We start from the raw sequence: 17191 nt of genomic DNA on the forward strand, positions 1-17191 counted from the left end.
TCTTCTTGCCGCCCCCCTGAATCGATAAGTCCAGGTCGGAAAAGAATCGAAATAAGACATGAGAGATTCTTTTGAACATGACTCATATATCTATTTCTGATGTTAATAAGGGGGTTGGGAATGAATATAGCAATTAAAAAGAAGCGGACCTTGGCCGGCAAGGAGCGTGTCCGGAAATCTGCTTTCTCCGCATTGGCGCTCTCCACCATGCTGGTCTCGACTGCGGCATGGGCACAAGATGCCCTCACCGCAGCGGCGCCCGATGCGGAGGCGGGCGGGGTCGTCGACAATATTGTCATTACCGCCACCCGCAAGGAATCCAGGATTCAGTCGACGCCCGTGGCGGTCAGCGTCATTGGTGAGGCGTTCCGCGGGAACCAGAATGTCGTCACCACGCGCGATCTGGCCGGGCAGATTCCAGGCCTCTACACGCCGCCCTCGGGCATCACTCCGCTGACCAATACCTTCTTCATTCGCGGCATCGGCAATAGTGATCCGATCTTCGATCCGACGGTCGGAGTTTATATCGACGATGTTTACCTGCCGCGCGCCATCAATGGCATGTCAGACCTCACCGATGTCGAGCGGCTCGAGATCCTGCGCGGTCCTCAGGGCACGCTGTTCGGCGCCAATTCAGCCGGCGGGGCGATCCGCTACGTCACACGCACGCCCGGCGATAAATTCGACCTGCGCGCCGATGCCGGCTATGGCAACTACAACACGATCAACGCGCATGGCTATGTGGCGGGCCCGATCGTGCCCGGCGTGCTGGCGGCCAGCATCGCGGTCGCCCATGACGAGCATGACGGCTATACTTGGAACCCGTCGCAGCAGCGGCACGTCAACAATCAGGACACGACCGGCGGCCGCGTCAAGCTGGTCTTCACGCCGACTGCTGCGCTGAAGATCACCCTGTCGGCCGACGGGACCATCGATCATTCGCAGGCCGCGCAATATGTGGCGACGACCTACAATCCCACGAATCCGGCATTGTCAGGCCTTGGCGCGATCACGGGCGGCACCTTCTACAGCCCGACCTCGCTCGCGCCCTACAAGGCGAATGTCAGCTATGCCGGGCGACCGGGGATAAACCGATCGCATTCGGGCGGCGTGACCGGCCGCATCGACTATGATCTCGACGAGCATCTTTCACTGCATTCGATCACCGCGCTGCGGGGCTTCGACCAGGACCCGGTAAACTACAATAATGACGGTCAGAACCGGCTGCCCTATAATGCGGCCCAGCCCCGGCGCATCGACATTTCGGACAATTACATCACCTACAAGCAGAAGTCCTTCACTCAGGAGCTTCAGTTGCAGGGCAACTGGAACCGGTTCGATTTCACGGGTGGTCTCTACTATCTGTTCGAAAATTTCCGAAGCAACCGGATCGGCTATGTGACCGGACTGCCGCAATCGGACACGGCGCTGCCCGCCGCGCCCTTCGATCAGATCGGCAAGACCGTAACGCATAATTATTCAGCCTATCTCCAGGCCAATTACCGGCTGACCGACCGGCTGACGCTGACCGCCGGCGGCCGCTATATCAGCATCCGGCGCGCGTTCGATTTTCAGGGCGTCAACTATGACCTGGACGGCCATCCGATCGATCCGACGCTCTATCCGCAGGTGAAGACAGGCGGCGCGATCCCCGCGCTCGGCGTCACTGTCGCCGCGACGCAGGTAAATTTCGACAATAGCGGCGTGCTCAACAAGAAGACCTGGCATGCGTTCACGCCGAAGGCAGGCATTTCCTACCAGGCAACGCCGACGATCTTCCTGTTCGCCAACTATGCCAAGGGTTTCGACGCGGGCGGCTTCAACAACCGCGCGCTTAACCTTGCCACCGCGCTGCCCTATGATCCTGAGACGGTCAATGCGTTCGAGATCGGCTTCAAGACCGACTGGTTCGATCGCCGGCTGAGGGTCAACGCGACAGGTTTCTATAACGACTATAAGGATCTGCAGACAGCGGTGTCGGCGTTCAGTCCGATCTCCGGCACCTATGTCAGCACGCGCGGCAATGCGCCGTCAGCGCACACGCAGGGCTTCGAACTGGAAACCTCGGCAGAGCCGACCAACAATCTGTCGCTGGCTTTCAATGTCACCTATCTGACAACCGAATATGACGATTATTCGGCGCCGGCGCTGGGCACCGTTCCCGCCTATAACTATACGGGCAAGCAATTTCCCGGCCAGCCGAAATGGCAATATTTCGCGTCCGCCGACTATTCGATCCCGATTGAGGGGCTGGGCGCGATCAAGTTCGGCGGCAGCGTCAACTGGCAGACCGGCTATTTCTCCGACCAGCTCAACAATCCCCAATATCGGATCGGTTCGAAGCATTTCCTAAATGCCTTCATCGGTTTCCAGACTGCTGACAAGCGGTGGGATTTCACGCTGACGGCGCGCAACATCGGCAATGAATTTTATTATTCCACGCTCACCCCGATCGGCACGGCCATCAAGGCCGGGCCCTATGCGGGCACCTTGCTGCTGCAAGGCGCTCAGAACCCGCCGCGCACCATCTTCTTCAAGGTCGGCTTCAAATATTGATCCTTTCCGCCCGCGGCCACAAGCGGCTCTTGCGTGGCCGCGGGCGACCTGCGCTCCTCATGATCCCTCAGTCCCCGCCATGAAAGAAACATTCCTGTCGGGGCCGGGCGCACATGGCGATCAAGCTGGGATAGGCCATGTTCGAGACTTGGGTGATACACCCCGCGATGCGCGTTACCCTCCATGAGGCGGCGCGCGCGCTTTTGCATGAGGACGATCCGATGGATTTCCTGGCGATCATGACGGCTGGAACTTGATCTGCGGAAGAGCTATATCGGGCTTATGGCAAAGCAGAGCAAAATGGCTTCGGCGAGCATGCGCGACGGAAAGACCGGGATTATCATCGGGCCTGCGGGCTCGAAGCGCACGCGGACGGTCACCACCAAACTGGGTAATGTGACCGTCAGTGCCCAGAAGCCGTCGGCCGCGCTCGTCAAGGATAATGTCAAGCGCAGCTCCCAGGCGTTGGAGCGTGCCGCGGCCCGTATCGTGCGGGGCGGGGTGGCTATTCCTCAGCGCAAGAATGTGCCGCTCTATTCGGTTGATGAAGATAATCCCAAGATCGTCATCCGCAAGCTCAACGGACAGGTGAGTCGCGGCCAGCTTGTCGACGGCAAGTTTCAAGAATTTGCGTGACGGCGCTCAAGGGCGCGGTAGACCAGATACTTTCCGCACAGGTCAGGACCGACAAGCCGCTCGCGATCATTCTGGCCGGTCATAACGGGTCGGGCAAATCGACGATGTGGCGCAAGATTCTTGCGCAAAAGCTCCAGCTGCCGCTGCTGAACGCGGATCGCATGATGCTTTCGATTCTGCCGGAAGCCCAGGGGGACGGATCGCTTGTGGACTGGGCGCAGGAATTGCGCGACACAAACCTCGGCTGGATGCAGGTGGCGCAAAATGGCGTGAAGGCGTTCGCCGCGCATGCCATGGCCGCGAAGGTGCCATTCGCAACCGAAACCGTCTTCAGCCATTGGGAAGAGCGGCCTGACGGCACGGTCGCCTCGAAACTCGACACGATAACCGATCTTCAGGCGGCGGGTTATTTCGTCCTGCTGTTTTTCGTCGGTCTTTCGAACGCCGATCTGTCCATATTGCGCGTCAGCCAGCGCGTGCTTGAACATGGCCACGGCGTCGACACCGGCAAACTCGTCTCGCGGTTTCCCAGGACGCAGAAGGCTATATCGCACGCGCTGGGCGTGGCCGACGCCTCCATATTGACGGACAACAGCCGTGACGAAAAGCGGGCCTTCACGGTGTGCCGGGTCCAGCTTGGCGGCGAAGCGCTTTATGACCTGCGGGATGGCGCGGACAAGGTCCCACTGGCCATCACCGAGTGGCTCGACGTCGTGAGCCCGCTCGCCTGATGAAGGGGCAGTTGATCGGGAACGGCTGTTGATATTTGCATGCGAATAGTTGGGACAGGCAGGTCAAAGCCTGCCGCATTCGCAACCCGTCCGTGTCTACGCGCAAATGGGCTATGGCGGCGACTTCGGTTCAGCAGACTGAATTCGAGGAAAATGTCCCACCGATCGCCGCCTGAACCTCAGCGCGGCCGGACCTTGCGGTCCGGTCGCGCTGAGGCCGGTACTGTCCGCCGGCGCTGCGGTCAGTCGACGAAGATGGCCTGGAACACGATCTTGTCGTCCCGCACGATGAAGGCGTCCTTGCCCGAGACCTGCTGGGGCTGCCCCTTGAACTGGACCCAATGCAGGATGACGCTGTCCGGGCCGGCCGGTTCGATGGTCGTTTCCATCGCCTTGATGCCGGGATGATGATCCTTGTCGGTCAGCGTCGTGAAGACGCGCCGCGCCTGCGCCTGACCCGAATAGATGCCCGGCCCCTTGGCCGGCGCCTGATCCGCGACCAGCCCCTGGGGAGTCACGACGACGGTGTCCGCGGAATAATCGTCCATGATCGGCTGCAGCTTGCCGGCTTTCATGCTCTCGACATGACGGGCGACCACTTCGGCGGGTGTGGCGGCTTGGGCGGCCCCGGCCAGGCAGAGACTGAGGAGGGTGGCGAAGGGGAGGCGGAAGTCCATGATGGCGGGGCCTTTCTCAAGCATTTTCGGGGGGAAGGGTGGGTTGCGGGCCGGTCATCCCTCATAGGGGATGCCCGCTTCATGATCGCGGATGATCTGCCTTACGGCGTCGGGCTTCACGGGCAGCTTGTTCTGATTGGCCTGGAGCCAGGCGAAGAAGTCCGCCTCGATCGCGTCGGTCCAGCGGGTGTCGATCTGGCCGGCGGTATATCTGCCCTCGCGCAGGCGCATATGGCCGAACATGTCGCGCAGCCGCGTATTCTCCGACAGCTTCACCACCTTTTCGGCCAGTTGCGGCGGGATGAACAGCACGCCGCCGTCCCGGCCCAGCACGACATCGCCGGGCATGGCGGTCGCCTTGCCGATGCGGATCGGACCGTTGATGCCCACCATCGTCGAATTGAGCCGCGCGCCCGTCGCCATGGCGCCGAAATGATGCGACGGATCGTAGGAGCGGACGAAGGAAACGAAATTCGGCAGTTCCCTGAGGCCGTTGATGTCGCGCACCGCGCCGTCATAGACGACGCCGTTGCCGCTGCGGGCGTAGATGGCGTTGCCGACATTGTCGCCGATCGATGGGCCGTCCTGCTTCAGCCCGAAATGGTCGCTGACATAGACGTCGCCCTTTTGCAGCATGTCGACCGGCCAGGCGTTCATGGCGCCCTTGCGTCCGTCGTCGGCGCCCTGCTTTTCCAGTACGGTCTGGATGTCCGGGCGGCCGGGCAGCCATTGGGAGGTCAGCGCCCGACCGACCAACACCTTGTCGGGGAAGATGGACAGCCAGCCATCCTCATATTGATGGTTGAAGCCGGCGCTGCGCAGCGTCGCCCAGGCTTCCTCCAGAGTGACTTCCCGCATCCGCTCCAGAATGTCGTCGGGGACCTTCGGCCGTCCGTCCGGAAAGCGTTCGCCGGTCCAGGCCGGCGTATGGCGGATCACCTGTTCGCGCGTGAAGAAGCCGTCCTCGGCCAGCGCGTGCTGCGGCAGCAGCATGGCCGCGAAGGCGAGGGCGGCGCCCTTCAGCCGCCGGTCAAATCCCATGGCTCGGTATCTCCCTATCCTGTGCGTGGTGCAGCGCCGATCCGCGCGGCGGCCGGTCGGACCTTCCATTCTAGAATTCCGGCGGCATCTGGTCGTTCGCGCCGCCGCGCGGCACCTCGACCCCTGCGGCCCACAGTATTCCATTCACCAGGAACCGGCGTTGCTGCGGATAGAGGTGCATGTTGTCATGGAAGTCGTTGCCGCCCCACACGACCGAACGTCCGCCGTCGGGCCGCTCATAGGCCCAGGCGACCGGACCGCCGGTGCCATTGGCCGCCTGTGACGGCCGGGCGGTGAGCAACGGGGTGCGGCGGGGGTTGTCGGGCAGGAAATAGCGCGCGTACATTTCCTCCCGCGGCGTCCAGGGCTTGACCCCGCGCAGGATCGGATGCTTGCCGGGGATCGGCCTGATCGCCCATGTGTCGACGGGATTGTGCGAGACATAGGGAATCCAGACGCCGCCCAGCCAATCGTTCAGATAGAGGCGGCCTGCCCGGTTATCGACGAACATCGTATAATGATAGACGACCAGCCCCGTTTTCCTGCGCTTCAGAAGCGCGTCGAAACCCTTGAGCGCGGCACTGGTCTCGGCATTATAGCCCAGACCGTCCGTTTCGGCATATTGCTGGAAGATCGCGCCGGTTTCGCGCTTCAGCCAGTCGCCATTGCCGTCGATCACGATGGCGTCGGCCGCCTCCAGCATTGCCAGATCCCGCGGCTTTTCTCCGACGATGACCTGCGTCTTCACCTCTCGCGCCGCGCCGGAATGTTCGAGCAGCCAGGCCAGTTCGCGCAGGTCCTTCTCATATTCATGGCGGCCGGGCGCGCCATGCTGCTTCGGTCCCGCGAATAGCACGATGCGCAGGGGCGGCAAGGGCGCCGTTCCAGCCGGCATCGGCAACAGGAAAGCGACCGCCATGGCCGCCAGCGCCGCACCCACCGGGCGCGGAGTACGGGAATGGCTTCGCTTCCTGCCCGGCGGAGCAGCCATATTGCGGACCTTGCGGGCCCAGCTCGTGAACGTCCCTTTCAACTCATCCTCACCAGCAAAGATTTGTATCGCGACTCTCTCGGTCGATCCTATCCTATAGGATCTGCCACAAAGTGATGGACATACCAAGACCCCGCCGCATATTTCCTGCGATCATGTCTTGGAGTTGTTCGGCGAGTGTTGGTGCACGCGCGTCTGCCACTGGCTGAGACAGAGCAGATCATGCCGCTTCTACCGGCCATCTTGTGCCGGATCTTGGCTTGAAGGCATTCACTCCGCAGCCTGAACGCCTTTAGTCGGAGCGAACCATGGCTGATCGCGATTTGGAAGGGTCTGCTTGGCCGTCCTTACCGGGGAGGGGAAAGCCTCCGCAATGCCTGGCTGACCGCGAAGGCGATGAATGCCTTTTCGGAAGAGCGGGTGGGATCTGCCAATGGCCTGATCACTTATGTGGCCATGCCTTATTTCAATGACGCCGTCAGTCCGGCGGGCTAACCGCAGATCGCCCGCACGCGCCGATGTTCCTCTGCCGCCGGTAGAAATCGCGCCGGGACCGACGCGGGGGTTCACGAATCATGCAAATCCTTCTTTGATGCGTCAGGCTGCACGATCAAATCGCGACGCGATACATGAAGATGAAGGTCAGATGGAAGCAGACGGCGCCATATTGCAGGATGAAGATTATGCGGCGCTGGCGGAATTCCGCTTCGCTCTGCGCCAGTTCCAGGCGTTCAGCAGCGAGCGGGCGGCCAGGGTGGGACTCACCCCGCAGCAGCATCAGGCCTTGCTCGCCCTGCGCGCTGCGCCGGCCGAGGATGCGACCGTCGGCTATGTCGCACGGCGGCTGTTGCTAAAGCCCCACAGCGCGACGGGGCTGGTCGACCGGCTGGAAAAGCTGGGGCTGGTGACGCGCCATGCCAGCGCCACGGACCGGCGGCGCTCGCAATTGCAATTGACGCCGGACGCGCTGGACCTGCTGGCGAAGCTGTCGGCCACGCATCGCGATGAGATCCGCCGCTTGCGTCCGCTGCTCAACCAGTTGCTGGCGCGCTTTGCCTAGGAAATTTCAGCTCCCATGATAGCGGTGGAAAGCTGCTCCAGCCCTTGCGGCAGGACATGGTTGGCGGGCCGAGCCCGCTACCCACGTCGGTGGTGCAGGCGCGGAACCGCGTCGGATTGCCGGCGGACCAGGCTGTAGTCCAGTCGCGCCAACCCCCGCCCGTCCACGTCTTCCCCGCCCTTCATGGCATCCGCCAGCAGGGTCATGGCGGCCCGGCTCATGTCGCGAATCGGCTGGCGGATGGTGGTGAGCGTGGGCCAGATCGCGGCGGCAAGCGGCGTGTCGTCGAAACCGCAGACCGTCAGATCGGCCGGCACGCTGATCTGACGCTGATGCGCGATGGTGATGGTCGCCGCGGCCATATCGTCGTTGCAGGCGAAGATCGCTGTCGGCGGCGTCTTCAGGCTCAGCAGATGCGCCGCCGCCTCCAGCCCGGACCGGTAGCTGAAATCGCCCTCGACGATATAATCTTCCTCAACCGGCAGGCCTTGCGCGGTCATGGCGACGCGAAAGCCCTCCAGCCGTCGCGCGCTGGAACGGTGCTGGGAATTGCCCTGGATGAAGGCGATGCGGCGGTGGCCGAGGTCGATCAGATGCCGCGTCATCTCGCTCGCGGCCTGGCGGTCGTCTATCGCGACGACCATCATGCCATGGTTCTCGTCCGGCGCGATCGCGACCCACGGAATGCCCTGCCGCCCGAGCGCCTGCGCCAGTTCGTCCCAGTCGCACAGGGGCGGCGGCACGATGACGCCGGAAACGCGCGCCTGAAGGACCTGGGCGACGATGTCCTGCGCCGTGGCGCCCATCTCGCACTGTTCGACCACCAGGTGGAGGTGATGCTTCGCCGCCTCGTCCAACCCGCCCAGCAACAGTTCGCCCAGATAGGCGGAGGTCGTCGTATTGCGGTAAAGCAGCGCCACTCGCCGGTCGTCGCCCCCGGCCAGCGCCCGGGCGGAGACATTGGGCGCATAATTCAGTTCCGCGATCGCCTTTTCCACCCGGGCTCGGGTCTGGGGGCTGACCCAGCTCTGCTTGTTCGCGACGCGCGACACGGTCATCACGGACACGCCGGCCCGCGCTGCAACTTCCCGGATTGTCGGCGGCTTACGTTCGTTCATGGTCGTTCACCGCCTAGCCTTTGCGGCCCTTGAAAGCCAGTCATGGATTGCCCGGCGCATAGGGGAAAGCGAGCGATTTGTACCAGTTCAGATCATGTTCCGGCGGTGCCGTGCCCGCCGGCAGCGGGCGTTTGGACAGCGTCTGGAAATAGGCGATGCTGGCATCGCGCCACCATTTCGCCTCGCGATGCTGGATGCCGAGGAAGGACTGCGTCTGGGCGAAGCGTTCCGCATCGACATAGGGGCGCAGGCTGTCCCACTTCCTGCGCATGGCCGCGACATAGGCGACCCCCGCGTCATAATGTCGGATGAGGCCTTTCCACAGGGTTTCGCCCGATTTCAGCTTCGCATCCCAGCCGACATGGTGGAACCAGAGGAGGTCGCGTTCCGGCGTCGTCTTCGGGTTGGCGAGCATCCTGGCGACCGGCGGGGCATATTGGGCGATGGCGTTGCTGCCGGTCCTCGTCCGGTCGAAGCCGATCCCCTGCGCGTCCGCCTTGTGATAATAGACCGGGTTCCATTCGGGCCGGGCAAGCTCTGAAATCCAGGGAGCCGGGCCGTAATGATGGCCGGTGCCCATGACATGGGACAGGCCGAGCGGGGTCATATAGTCGACCGCCGCCTCCCGGGATCCCATCATCATGGCGACGACCGGATCGACCACCTTCGCATCCGTCGAGAAAGTCTGCGCCGCCCATTCGCGTGCGATCGCCTCCGCCGACAGATCCGGGTCCCAGGCAAGGCGGCCGAAGGCGTACCAGTCCGCCTGGTTGAAGATCGATCCGCTCCAGTCGCGGTCGGCGCCGATATTGGCGACGCCGGCAATGCCGGTCAGCTTGTGGCCCTCCAGCGACCCGTCGATCACCCTGGCCACGGTCGACCCCTTGCCGCGGGCGAAGGTGTCGCTTTTCAGCGTCTCCTCGAACAAGGGCCCCAGATAGGTGAGGTGGGTCGACTGGCCCAGATATTCCTTGGTGATCTGGAATTCCATCATCAGCGGCGTCCGGGGCATGGCGCCGAACAGAGGATGGAAGGGTTCGCGGGGCTGGAAGTCGATCGCGCCGTTCTTCACCTGCACCAGCACATTGTCCGCGAACTGGCCGTCCAGCGGCTTGAAGTCGCTATAGGCCTGCTTGGCGCGGTCGTCCGGATTGTCATGCGCATAGACGAAGGCGCGCCACATCACGATGCCGCCATGCGGCTTCACGGCGGCGGCCAGCATGTTCGCGCCATCGGCATGGGTGCGCTTGTAATCCTGCGGCCCCGGCTGCCCTTCGCTGTTCGCCTTCACCAGGAAGCCGCCGAAATCGGGAATGGCCCTGTAGACCTCGTCGGCCTTCGCCTTCCACCAGGCGGCGACTGCCGGGTCGAGCGGATCGGCGGTCCCGAGGCCGGACAGCTCCATCGGCGCGGTCCATTTCACCGACAGATAGACCTTGATGCCATAGGGCCGGAACACGTCCGCCAGCGCCGCCGCCTTGGCGATATAGGGCGCGGTCAGGCTGTCGGACCTGGCGTTCACATTGTTGAGCACCGTGCCGTTGATGCCGATGGAGGCATTGGCGCGGGCATAGTCGGTGTATCGCGGCCCCTTCCAGTCGGGCAGGCGCCACCAGTCCCAGATGGATTGCCCGGCATAGCCGCGCTCCACCGTGCCATCCAGATTGTCCCAATGGTTGAGCAAGCGCAGCTTCATGCGCGGCGCGCTGCGAATGTCGAGCCGGTCCAGCGGGGCGCCCGTTTCCGCCAGCCGCAAATAGGCATAGGCGCCATAAAGAAGTCCGGCATCGCCATTGGCCGCGATCACCGTCACGGACTGGCCGTCCAGCGTGACCGAGCGAATGGCATAGCCCTCTTCGCCCAGCCCATCGAGCTTCACTGGCAGATCGGGGGCGGAAGCCGGAGTCGCCAGCCAGATCGCGCCATTCATGGGCTTGTCAGCCAGCGCCGGCGCCGCGCCATTCGCGCCCGCAAGGCCGCGCATCAGTTCATCGCGGGCGGCCAGCGCAGTCGCACCGCGGCCCGGCGCAACGATCGCCGTGGCGTGCCGCGCCAGATTGCCGCCATCCTGCACCTTTTCGTGCCGCAGCCACAGATCATAGCCGTCCTCCGCCATGGCGGGCGCCGTCATCACGGCGGTGGCGACGGTCCAGCAGAACAGACGCGCGAACATAGGTCCCCTTTCCTCTCCTTCCCGTCTTCGCCCGAACCGACGCTTCGGATCGAAGGGCATTGACAGGCCGCTCTTGTCTGAGCAATGTTAACGCTATCAGTTGGGATGCGGCAAGCAAAAAGCTGGAAGCCGCCGCAAAAAAGGGGAGAGGCTGTTTCGTGATCCGGTTCCGCAAGCTGTTGGGCGCGGTTTCGCTGCTGACGCTGACGGTCGCGACGCCCGCCGTCCCCGTTCTGGCGACGCCTGCGTCGACGGGCGCGCGTCCGCTGTACAAGGATGCTTCCGCGCCCATCGAATCGCGGATCGACGATCTGCTCTCCCGCATGACGCTGGAGGAGAAAATCGCCCAGATCACGGCGGTGTGGACCGACAAGGTCAAGATTTTCGATGAGAGGTTGCAGCTCGACCCATCGAAACTGGCGCAGATCTTTCCCCATGGCATGGGGCAGTTCACCCGCCCGTCCGATGCCAAGGGTGCCTTTTCCCCCCGCGAAGTTCCCGGCCGAAATCCGCGCCAGACGGTGGCGCTGGTCAATGCGCTGCAACGCTGGGCGACGACGCGGACGCGGCTGGGCATTCCGATCCTGTTCCATGAGGAAGGACTGCACGGCTATGCGGCTGTTGGCGCTACCAGCTTTCCGCAGTCGATTGCCCTGGCCTCATCCTGGGACCCTGACATGCTGCGCGAGGTGAATGCCGTCATCGCCCGCGAGATCCGCTCGCGCGGCGTCAGCCTCGTCCTTTCCCCCGTGGTCGACATCGCCCGCGATCCGCGCTGGGGCCGGATCGAGGAAACCTATGGCGAAGACCCCTATCTGGTCGGTGAAATGGGGGTGGCCGCTGTCGAGGGGCTGCAGGGCAAGGGGCGTTCGCGCCTGCTGCCGCCGGGCAAGGTGTTCGCGACGCTCAAGCATCTGACAGGCCATGGCCAGCCCGAAAGCGGCACCAATGTCGGTCCTGCGCCGGTTTCCGAACGCGAACTGCGCGAGAATTTCTTTCCGCCCTTCGAACAGGTGGTGAAACGCACCGGGATCGAGGCGGTGATGGCCAGCTATAATGAAATCGACGGCGTGCCCTCCCACGCCAATCGCTGGCTGCTGCGCGATGTGCTGCGCGGCGAATGGGGCTTCAGGGGCGCGGTGGTCAGCGACTATTCGGCGATCGACCAGTTGATGAGCATCCACCATATTGCCGGCGATCTGGAACAGGCGGCGGGGCGCGCACTGGATGCGGGCGTGGATGCGGACCTGCCCGATGGCCTCTCCTATGCGACGCTCGGCCGGCAGGTGCGCGAGGGCAAGATCAGCGAGGCGCTGGTCGACCGCGCCGTGCGGCGCATGCTGGAACTGAAATTCCGCGCCGGCCTGTTCGAAAATCCCTATGCCGATGCGGCGGCGTCGGAGAAGATCACCAATAATGCGCAGGCCCGCGCATTGGCGCTCAAGGCGGCGCAGCGCTCCATCACCCTGCTCAAAAATGACGGCATGCTGCCGCTGAAGCCGGAGGGCAGCATCGCCGTCATCGGCCCCAGCGCCGCCGTGGCGCGGCTGGGCGGCTATTATGGCCAGCCGCCGCATAGCGTCTCGATCCTCGAAGGCATCAGGGCCAAAGTCGGAACCCGGGCGAAGATCGTCTTCGCGCAGGGCGTCAGGATCACGGAGAATGACGATTGGTGGGCCGACAAGGTCGTCCGGTCCGATCCCGCCGAAAACCGCCGCCTGATCGCGCAGGCGGTCGAGGCGGCCCGTCATGCCGATCGCATCGTCCTGACGCTGGGCGACACGGAACAGTCGAGCCGCGAAGGCTGGGCCGACAATCATCTGGGCGACCGGCCCAGCCTGGACCTGGTGGGGGAGCAGCAGGACCTGTTCGACGCGCTGAAGGCGCTGGGCAAGCCGATCGCCGTGCTGCTCATCAACGGCCGCCCTGCCTCCACCGTCAAGGTTTCGGAACAGGCGGACGCCATTCTGGAGGGCTGGTATCTGGGCGAGCAGGGCGGCCATGCCGTGGCGGACGTGCTGTTCGGGGACGTCAATCCGGGCGGCAAGCTGCCGGTGACCATCCCGCGCTCGGCGGGACAATTGCCGATGTTCTACAATGCGAAGCCCAGCGCGCGGCGCGGCTATCTCTTCGATACGACCGATCCGCTCTACCCCTTCGGTTTCGGCCTCAGCTATACGAGCTTCGACCTGTCCGCGCCGCGACTGTCGGCCGCGAAGATCGGCGTCGGCGGCACCGCCAGCGTGTCGGTCGACGTGCGCAATGGCGGCCAGCGCGAGGGCGACGAGGTCGTCCAATTATATGTGCGGGACAAGGTCAGTTCCGTCACCCGGCCGATCAAGGAGCTGAAGGGATTTCAGCGCGTGACGCTGAAGCCCGGCGAGGTTCGCACGGTGACCTTCACGGTCGGGCCGGAAGCGCTGCGGATGTGGAACGATCATATGGACCGCGTGGTCGAGCCGGGCGATTTCGAGATCATGACCGGCAACAGTTCGGTCGCGCTCAAATCGGCAACGCTGACGGTGGTGCCATGAACGGTTTCGCGCGCCGGCAGGCGCTGGGCCTGCTCGCTTCGACCTCGCTGCTCGCCGCCGCGCCCGCCGCCGCGAAGGGTAGGGGCGGGCCGCTCTACAAGGATGCTTCCGCCCCCATCGACCTGCGCGTCAGGGACCTGCTGGCGCGCATGACGCTGGAGGAGAAGGTTGGCCAGATCATCGCGCTCTGGGCGACCAAGGCCGACATCATGGACGATCTGACCTTCTCTCCCGCCAAGGCGAGCAAGGCCTATCCCGACGGCTTCGGCCAGATCACCCGCCCGTCCGACCGCCGCGGCGTGCCGAACGGATCGACCCAGGCGGGCGGCGTGGGCGCGCGCTGGCGGACGCCCGCCGATACCGTCGCCTTCATTACCGCCGTCCAGAAATGGGCGACGGAGGAGACGCGGCTCGGCATCCCGGTGCTGTTCCATGAGGAGGCGCTGCACGGGCTCATGGCGACAGAGGCGACCATGTTCCCCATGGCGATCGGGCTCGCGGGCAGTTTCGACCGCCAGTTGATGGAGGAGGTTCATTCCGTCATCGCCCGCGAGGTGCGGGCGCGCGGCGTCCATCTGGCGCTGTCGCCGGTGGTCGACATTGCCCGCGACCCGCGCTGGGGCCGGATCGAGGAGACCTTCGGCGAAGACCCCTATCTCTGCGCCGAGATGGGCGTGGCCGCCGTGCGCGGCCTTCAGGGCGAGAGCAGCCGGATCGGCCCGGACAAGGTCATGGCGACGCTCAAGCACATGACCGGCCACGGCCAACCCCAGAGCGGCGAGAATATCGCGCCCGCGCCGATCTCCGAACGGGAACTGCGCGAGAATTTCTTTCCACCCTTCCGGGAGGTGGTGAAGCGCACCGGCATCGCCGCCGTCATGCCGTCCTATAATGAGATAGACGGCGTGCCTTCGCACCAGAACCGCTGGCTGCTGAACGACATATTGCGCGGGGAATGGCGTTTCGACGGTGCCGTGGTCAGCGACTATGGCGCGGTCCACGAACTGGACAGCATCCACCATGTCCAGCCCGACCCGGAGGCGGCGGCGCGCGCCGCGCTGCGGGCGGGCGTCGATTGCGAACTGCCCGATGGCCAGACCTATCGGACGCTCGTCGAACAGGTCCGCGCGGGCAAGGTGCCGCTGGAGGCCGTCGATCTGGCCTGCACCCGGATGCTGACGCTCAAGTTCCGTGCGGGCCTGTTCGAAAATCCCTGGCCGCGCAAGGATCATGAGCGGCTGACCGGCAATGCGGAGGCGCGCGCGCTGGCGCTGAAGGCGGCGCATCGCTCCATCGTGCTGCTCGGCAATGACGGCACGCTGCCGCTCACGCCCGGCGCGCACCGGCGGGTTGCGGTGATCGGTCCCAACGCCGCCATTGCGCGACTGGGCGGTTATAGCAGCGTCCCGCGCCAGACCGTCTCCCTGCTGGAAGGCGTGCAGGCGAAGCTCAGGGGCAAGGCGGAGGTCGTCCACGCCCAGGGCGTCTTCATCACGCGGAGCGAGGATCGCTCGGCGGACGAGGTGCTGCTGGCCGATCCGGCGGAGAACCGCGCCCTGATCGCGCAGGCGGTCGAAGTCGCGAAGACCGCGGACATCGTCCTGCTCGCCATCGGCGACACGGAACAGACCAGCCGGGAAGGCTTTGCGAAGAACCATCTGGGCGACCGCACGAGCCTGGACCTGCTGGGCGAGCAGAACGCCCTGTTCGCCGCGCTGAAGGCGACCGGCAAGCCGGTGGTGGTGTGCGCCATCAACGGCCGCCCGCCCAGCTATCCGATGGTCGCGGATGGCGCCAATGCGCTGCTGGAGTGCTGGTATCCGGGGCAGGAGGGCGGCACCGCCATGGCCGACATCCTGTTCGGGGACGTCAATCCCGGCGCGAAGCTGCCCGTCACGGTGGCGCGCGACGCGGGGCAGATACCGATCTTCTACAACCGCAAGCCATCGGCCCGGCGCGGCTATGTGTTCGAGGATATTTCGCCGCTCTTCCCCTTCGGCTTCGGCCTCAGCTACACCCGTTTCGAATTCGGGCCGCCCCGCCTGTCGTCGCCGCGCATCGGCACGGGCGGCGAGGTGACGGTGGAGGTCGACGTCCGCAATGCCGGGCAGAGGGCAGGGGATGCGGTCGTACAGCTTTACGTCCGCGACCAGACCGCCAGCGTCACCCGGCCGATCAGGGAACTGAAGGGCTTCGAACGCATCACGCTGGCGCCCGGCGAGAGCCGCGCCGTGCGCATGACGCTGGGCCCCGCCGCCTTCGCGCTCTGGAATCTCGACATGGAGGAAGTGGTCGAACCCGGCCTGTTCGACGTCATGACCGGGCCGGACAGTGAAGATCTCCAGAAAACCACGCTCGAAATCATCTGAACAGGATCATCCAATGCCCAAGATCATCGATGCCAAGGTCATCGTCACCTGCCCCGGCCGCAATTTCGTCACGCTCAAGATCATCACCGATGAGGGCGTCCATGGCGTGGGCGACGCGACGCTCAACGGCCGCGAACTGGCGGTGGGGAGCTATCTGGCCGACCATGTCGTTCCCTGTCTGATCGGGCGGGACGCGCACCGGATCGAGGACATCTGGCAATATCTCTACAAGGGCGCCTATTGGCGGCGCGGTCCCGTCACCATGACCGCCATTGCCGCGGTCGACATGGCGCTGTGGGACATCAAGGGCAAGATTGCGGGCCTGCCCGTCTATCAGCTCCTGGGCGGGGCCAGCCGGGAGGGGGTGATGGTCTATGGTCACGCCAACGGCACGACCATAGAGGATACGATCAACGCCGCGCTGGAATATCGGGCGCAGGGCTACAAGGCGATCCGCCTGCAATGCGGCGTGCCGGGCATGGCGTCGACCTATGGCGTGTCGAAGGACAAATATTTCTACGAACCCGCCGACGCCGACCTGCCGACCGAAAATGTCTGGAACACGTCCAAATATCTTCGCGTCGTTCCCGAACTCTTCAAGGCCGCCCGCGAAGCGCTGGGCTGGGACGTGCATCTGCTGCACGACATCCATCACCGCCTGACCCCCATAGAGGCCGGACGTCTGGGCCGGGACCTGGAGCCATATCGCCCCTTCTGGCTGGAGGATGCGACGCCGGCGGAAAACCAGGAGGCGTTCCGGCTGATCCGCCAGCACACCACCGCGCCGCTGGCGGTGGGGGAGATCTTCAATTCGATCTGGGACGCGAAGGACCTGATCCAGAACCAGCTTATCGATTATATCCGCGCGACCGTGGTGCATGCGGGCGGGATCACCCATCTGCGCCGGATCGCCGCGCTGGCCGATCTCTATCAGGTCCGCACAGGCTGCCATGGCGCGACCGACCTGTCGCCGGTCTGCATGGCCGCCGCGCTGCATTTCGACCTTAGCGTGCCCAATTTCGGCATTCAGGAATATATGCGGCACACGCCCGAGACCGACGCGGTCTTCCCCCATGCCTACACTTTCTCCGACGGCATGATGCATCCGGGCGAGGCGCCGGGCCTGGGCGTCGACATCGACGAGCAACTGGCCGCCGGATATGAATATAAGCGCGCCTTCCTGCCGGTGAACCGGCTGGAAGACGGCACGATGTTCAGTTGGTGATCCGTGCCTGCCCCTTCTTCTCCGTCATCCCCGCGCGGGCGGGTATCCCTCTCCCGGCCTTGCGGCTGGATATGGGGCGT

12 protein-coding genes are annotated in these 17191 nt (G+C 64.3%); 7 read left to right on the forward strand and 5 right to left on the reverse strand.

Annotation, left to right across the window (positions count from 1 at the left end; all coding sequences use genetic code 11):
* Positions 1–207 precede the first annotated feature (207 nt).
* The 3 genes from H5V43_RS17880 (at position 208) to H5V43_RS17890 (ending at position 3923) form a co-directional block, all read left to right on the forward strand.
* Positions 208–2556, forward strand: coding sequence for a TonB-dependent receptor (locus H5V43_RS17880; protein ID WP_025546893.1), 2349 nt, complete (start codon positions 208–210; stop codon positions 2554–2556).
* 282 nt (positions 2557–2838) lie between these two features.
* Positions 2839–3192, forward strand: coding sequence for a hypothetical protein (locus H5V43_RS17885; protein WP_025546895.1), 354 nt, complete (start codon positions 2839–2841; stop codon positions 3190–3192).
* Positions 3189–3923 (forward strand): zeta toxin family protein, encoded by a 735-nt coding sequence (locus H5V43_RS17890; protein WP_025546897.1) that lies wholly within the window; start codon positions 3189–3191, stop codon positions 3921–3923. Before H5V43_RS17885 ends, H5V43_RS17890 begins: the two co-directional genes overlap by 4 nt.
* Before the next feature lie 242 nt (positions 3924–4165).
* Here H5V43_RS17890 and H5V43_RS17895 read toward each other — a convergent pair whose 3' ends face one another.
* The 3 genes from H5V43_RS17895 to H5V43_RS17905 all read right to left on the reverse strand — a co-directional run bounded on the left by H5V43_RS17895 (position 4166) and on the right by H5V43_RS17905 (position 6674).
* Positions 4166–4600: a nuclear transport factor 2-like protein gene (locus H5V43_RS17895; protein ID WP_044662922.1), complete on the reverse strand. Its 435-nt coding sequence runs from the start codon at positions 4598–4600 to the stop codon at positions 4166–4168.
* A gap of 54 nt (positions 4601–4654) precedes the next feature.
* On the reverse strand, positions 4655–5641 hold the full coding sequence (locus H5V43_RS17900; protein ID WP_025546899.1) for an RraA family protein: 987 nt from the start codon (positions 5639–5641) through the stop codon (positions 4655–4657).
* A 70-nt stretch (positions 5642–5711) separates the two neighbouring features.
* Positions 5712–6674 (reverse strand): ThuA domain-containing protein, encoded by a 963-nt coding sequence (locus tag H5V43_RS17905; RefSeq protein ID WP_244968709.1) that lies wholly within the window; start codon positions 6672–6674, stop codon positions 5712–5714.
* Between the two features lie 604 nt (positions 6675–7278).
* On the opposite strand from H5V43_RS17905, the gene H5V43_RS17910 reads away from it, so the two are divergent.
* The gene (locus H5V43_RS17910) at positions 7279–7692 is read left to right on the forward strand and encodes a MarR family winged helix-turn-helix transcriptional regulator (RefSeq protein WP_025546902.1); all 414 of its coding nucleotides are present in this window, start codon (positions 7279–7281) and stop codon (positions 7690–7692) included.
* Between the two features lie 77 nt (positions 7693–7769).
* Here H5V43_RS17910 and H5V43_RS17915 read toward each other — a convergent pair whose 3' ends face one another.
* Together H5V43_RS17915 and H5V43_RS17920 are read right to left on the reverse strand one after the other, a co-directional pair.
* Positions 7770–8810 carry a LacI family DNA-binding transcriptional regulator gene (locus tag H5V43_RS17915; RefSeq protein ID WP_025546904.1) on the reverse strand — a complete coding sequence of 347 codons (1041 nt, stop codon included), beginning with the start codon at positions 8808–8810 and terminating at the stop codon, positions 7770–7772.
* Between the two features lie 40 nt (positions 8811–8850).
* Complete coding sequence (locus tag H5V43_RS17920; RefSeq protein ID WP_025546905.1) at positions 8851–10983, reverse strand: alpha-glucuronidase family glycosyl hydrolase; 2133 nt, start codon at positions 10981–10983, stop codon at positions 8851–8853.
* Between the two features lie 158 nt (positions 10984–11141).
* Between H5V43_RS17920 and H5V43_RS17925 the strand changes: the two genes are divergently transcribed.
* From H5V43_RS17925 to manD, 3 genes are read left to right on the forward strand one after another with little or no spacing between them, the layout of a single operon-like run.
* The gene (locus tag H5V43_RS17925) at positions 11142–13517 is read left to right on the forward strand and encodes a glycoside hydrolase family 3 N-terminal domain-containing protein (protein ID WP_025546906.1); all 2376 of its coding nucleotides are present in this window, start codon (positions 11142–11144) and stop codon (positions 13515–13517) included.
* Positions 13514–15886, forward strand: a complete 2373-nt coding sequence (locus H5V43_RS17930) for a glycoside hydrolase family 3 N-terminal domain-containing protein (protein ID WP_025546908.1) — start codon at positions 13514–13516, stop codon at positions 15884–15886. The genes H5V43_RS17925 and H5V43_RS17930 overlap by 4 nt, the downstream gene beginning before the upstream one ends.
* A 13-nt stretch (positions 15887–15899) precedes the next feature.
* Positions 15900–17111: a D-mannonate dehydratase ManD gene (gene manD, locus H5V43_RS17935; RefSeq protein ID WP_025546910.1), complete on the forward strand. Its 1212-nt coding sequence runs from the start codon at positions 15900–15902 to the stop codon at positions 17109–17111.
* The last annotated feature ends 80 nt before the right edge of the window (positions 17112–17191 follow it).

The organism is Sphingobium fuliginis (genome assembly GCF_015074805.1).
Lineage (GTDB): Bacteria > Pseudomonadota > Alphaproteobacteria > Sphingomonadales > Sphingomonadaceae > Sphingobium > Sphingobium fuliginis.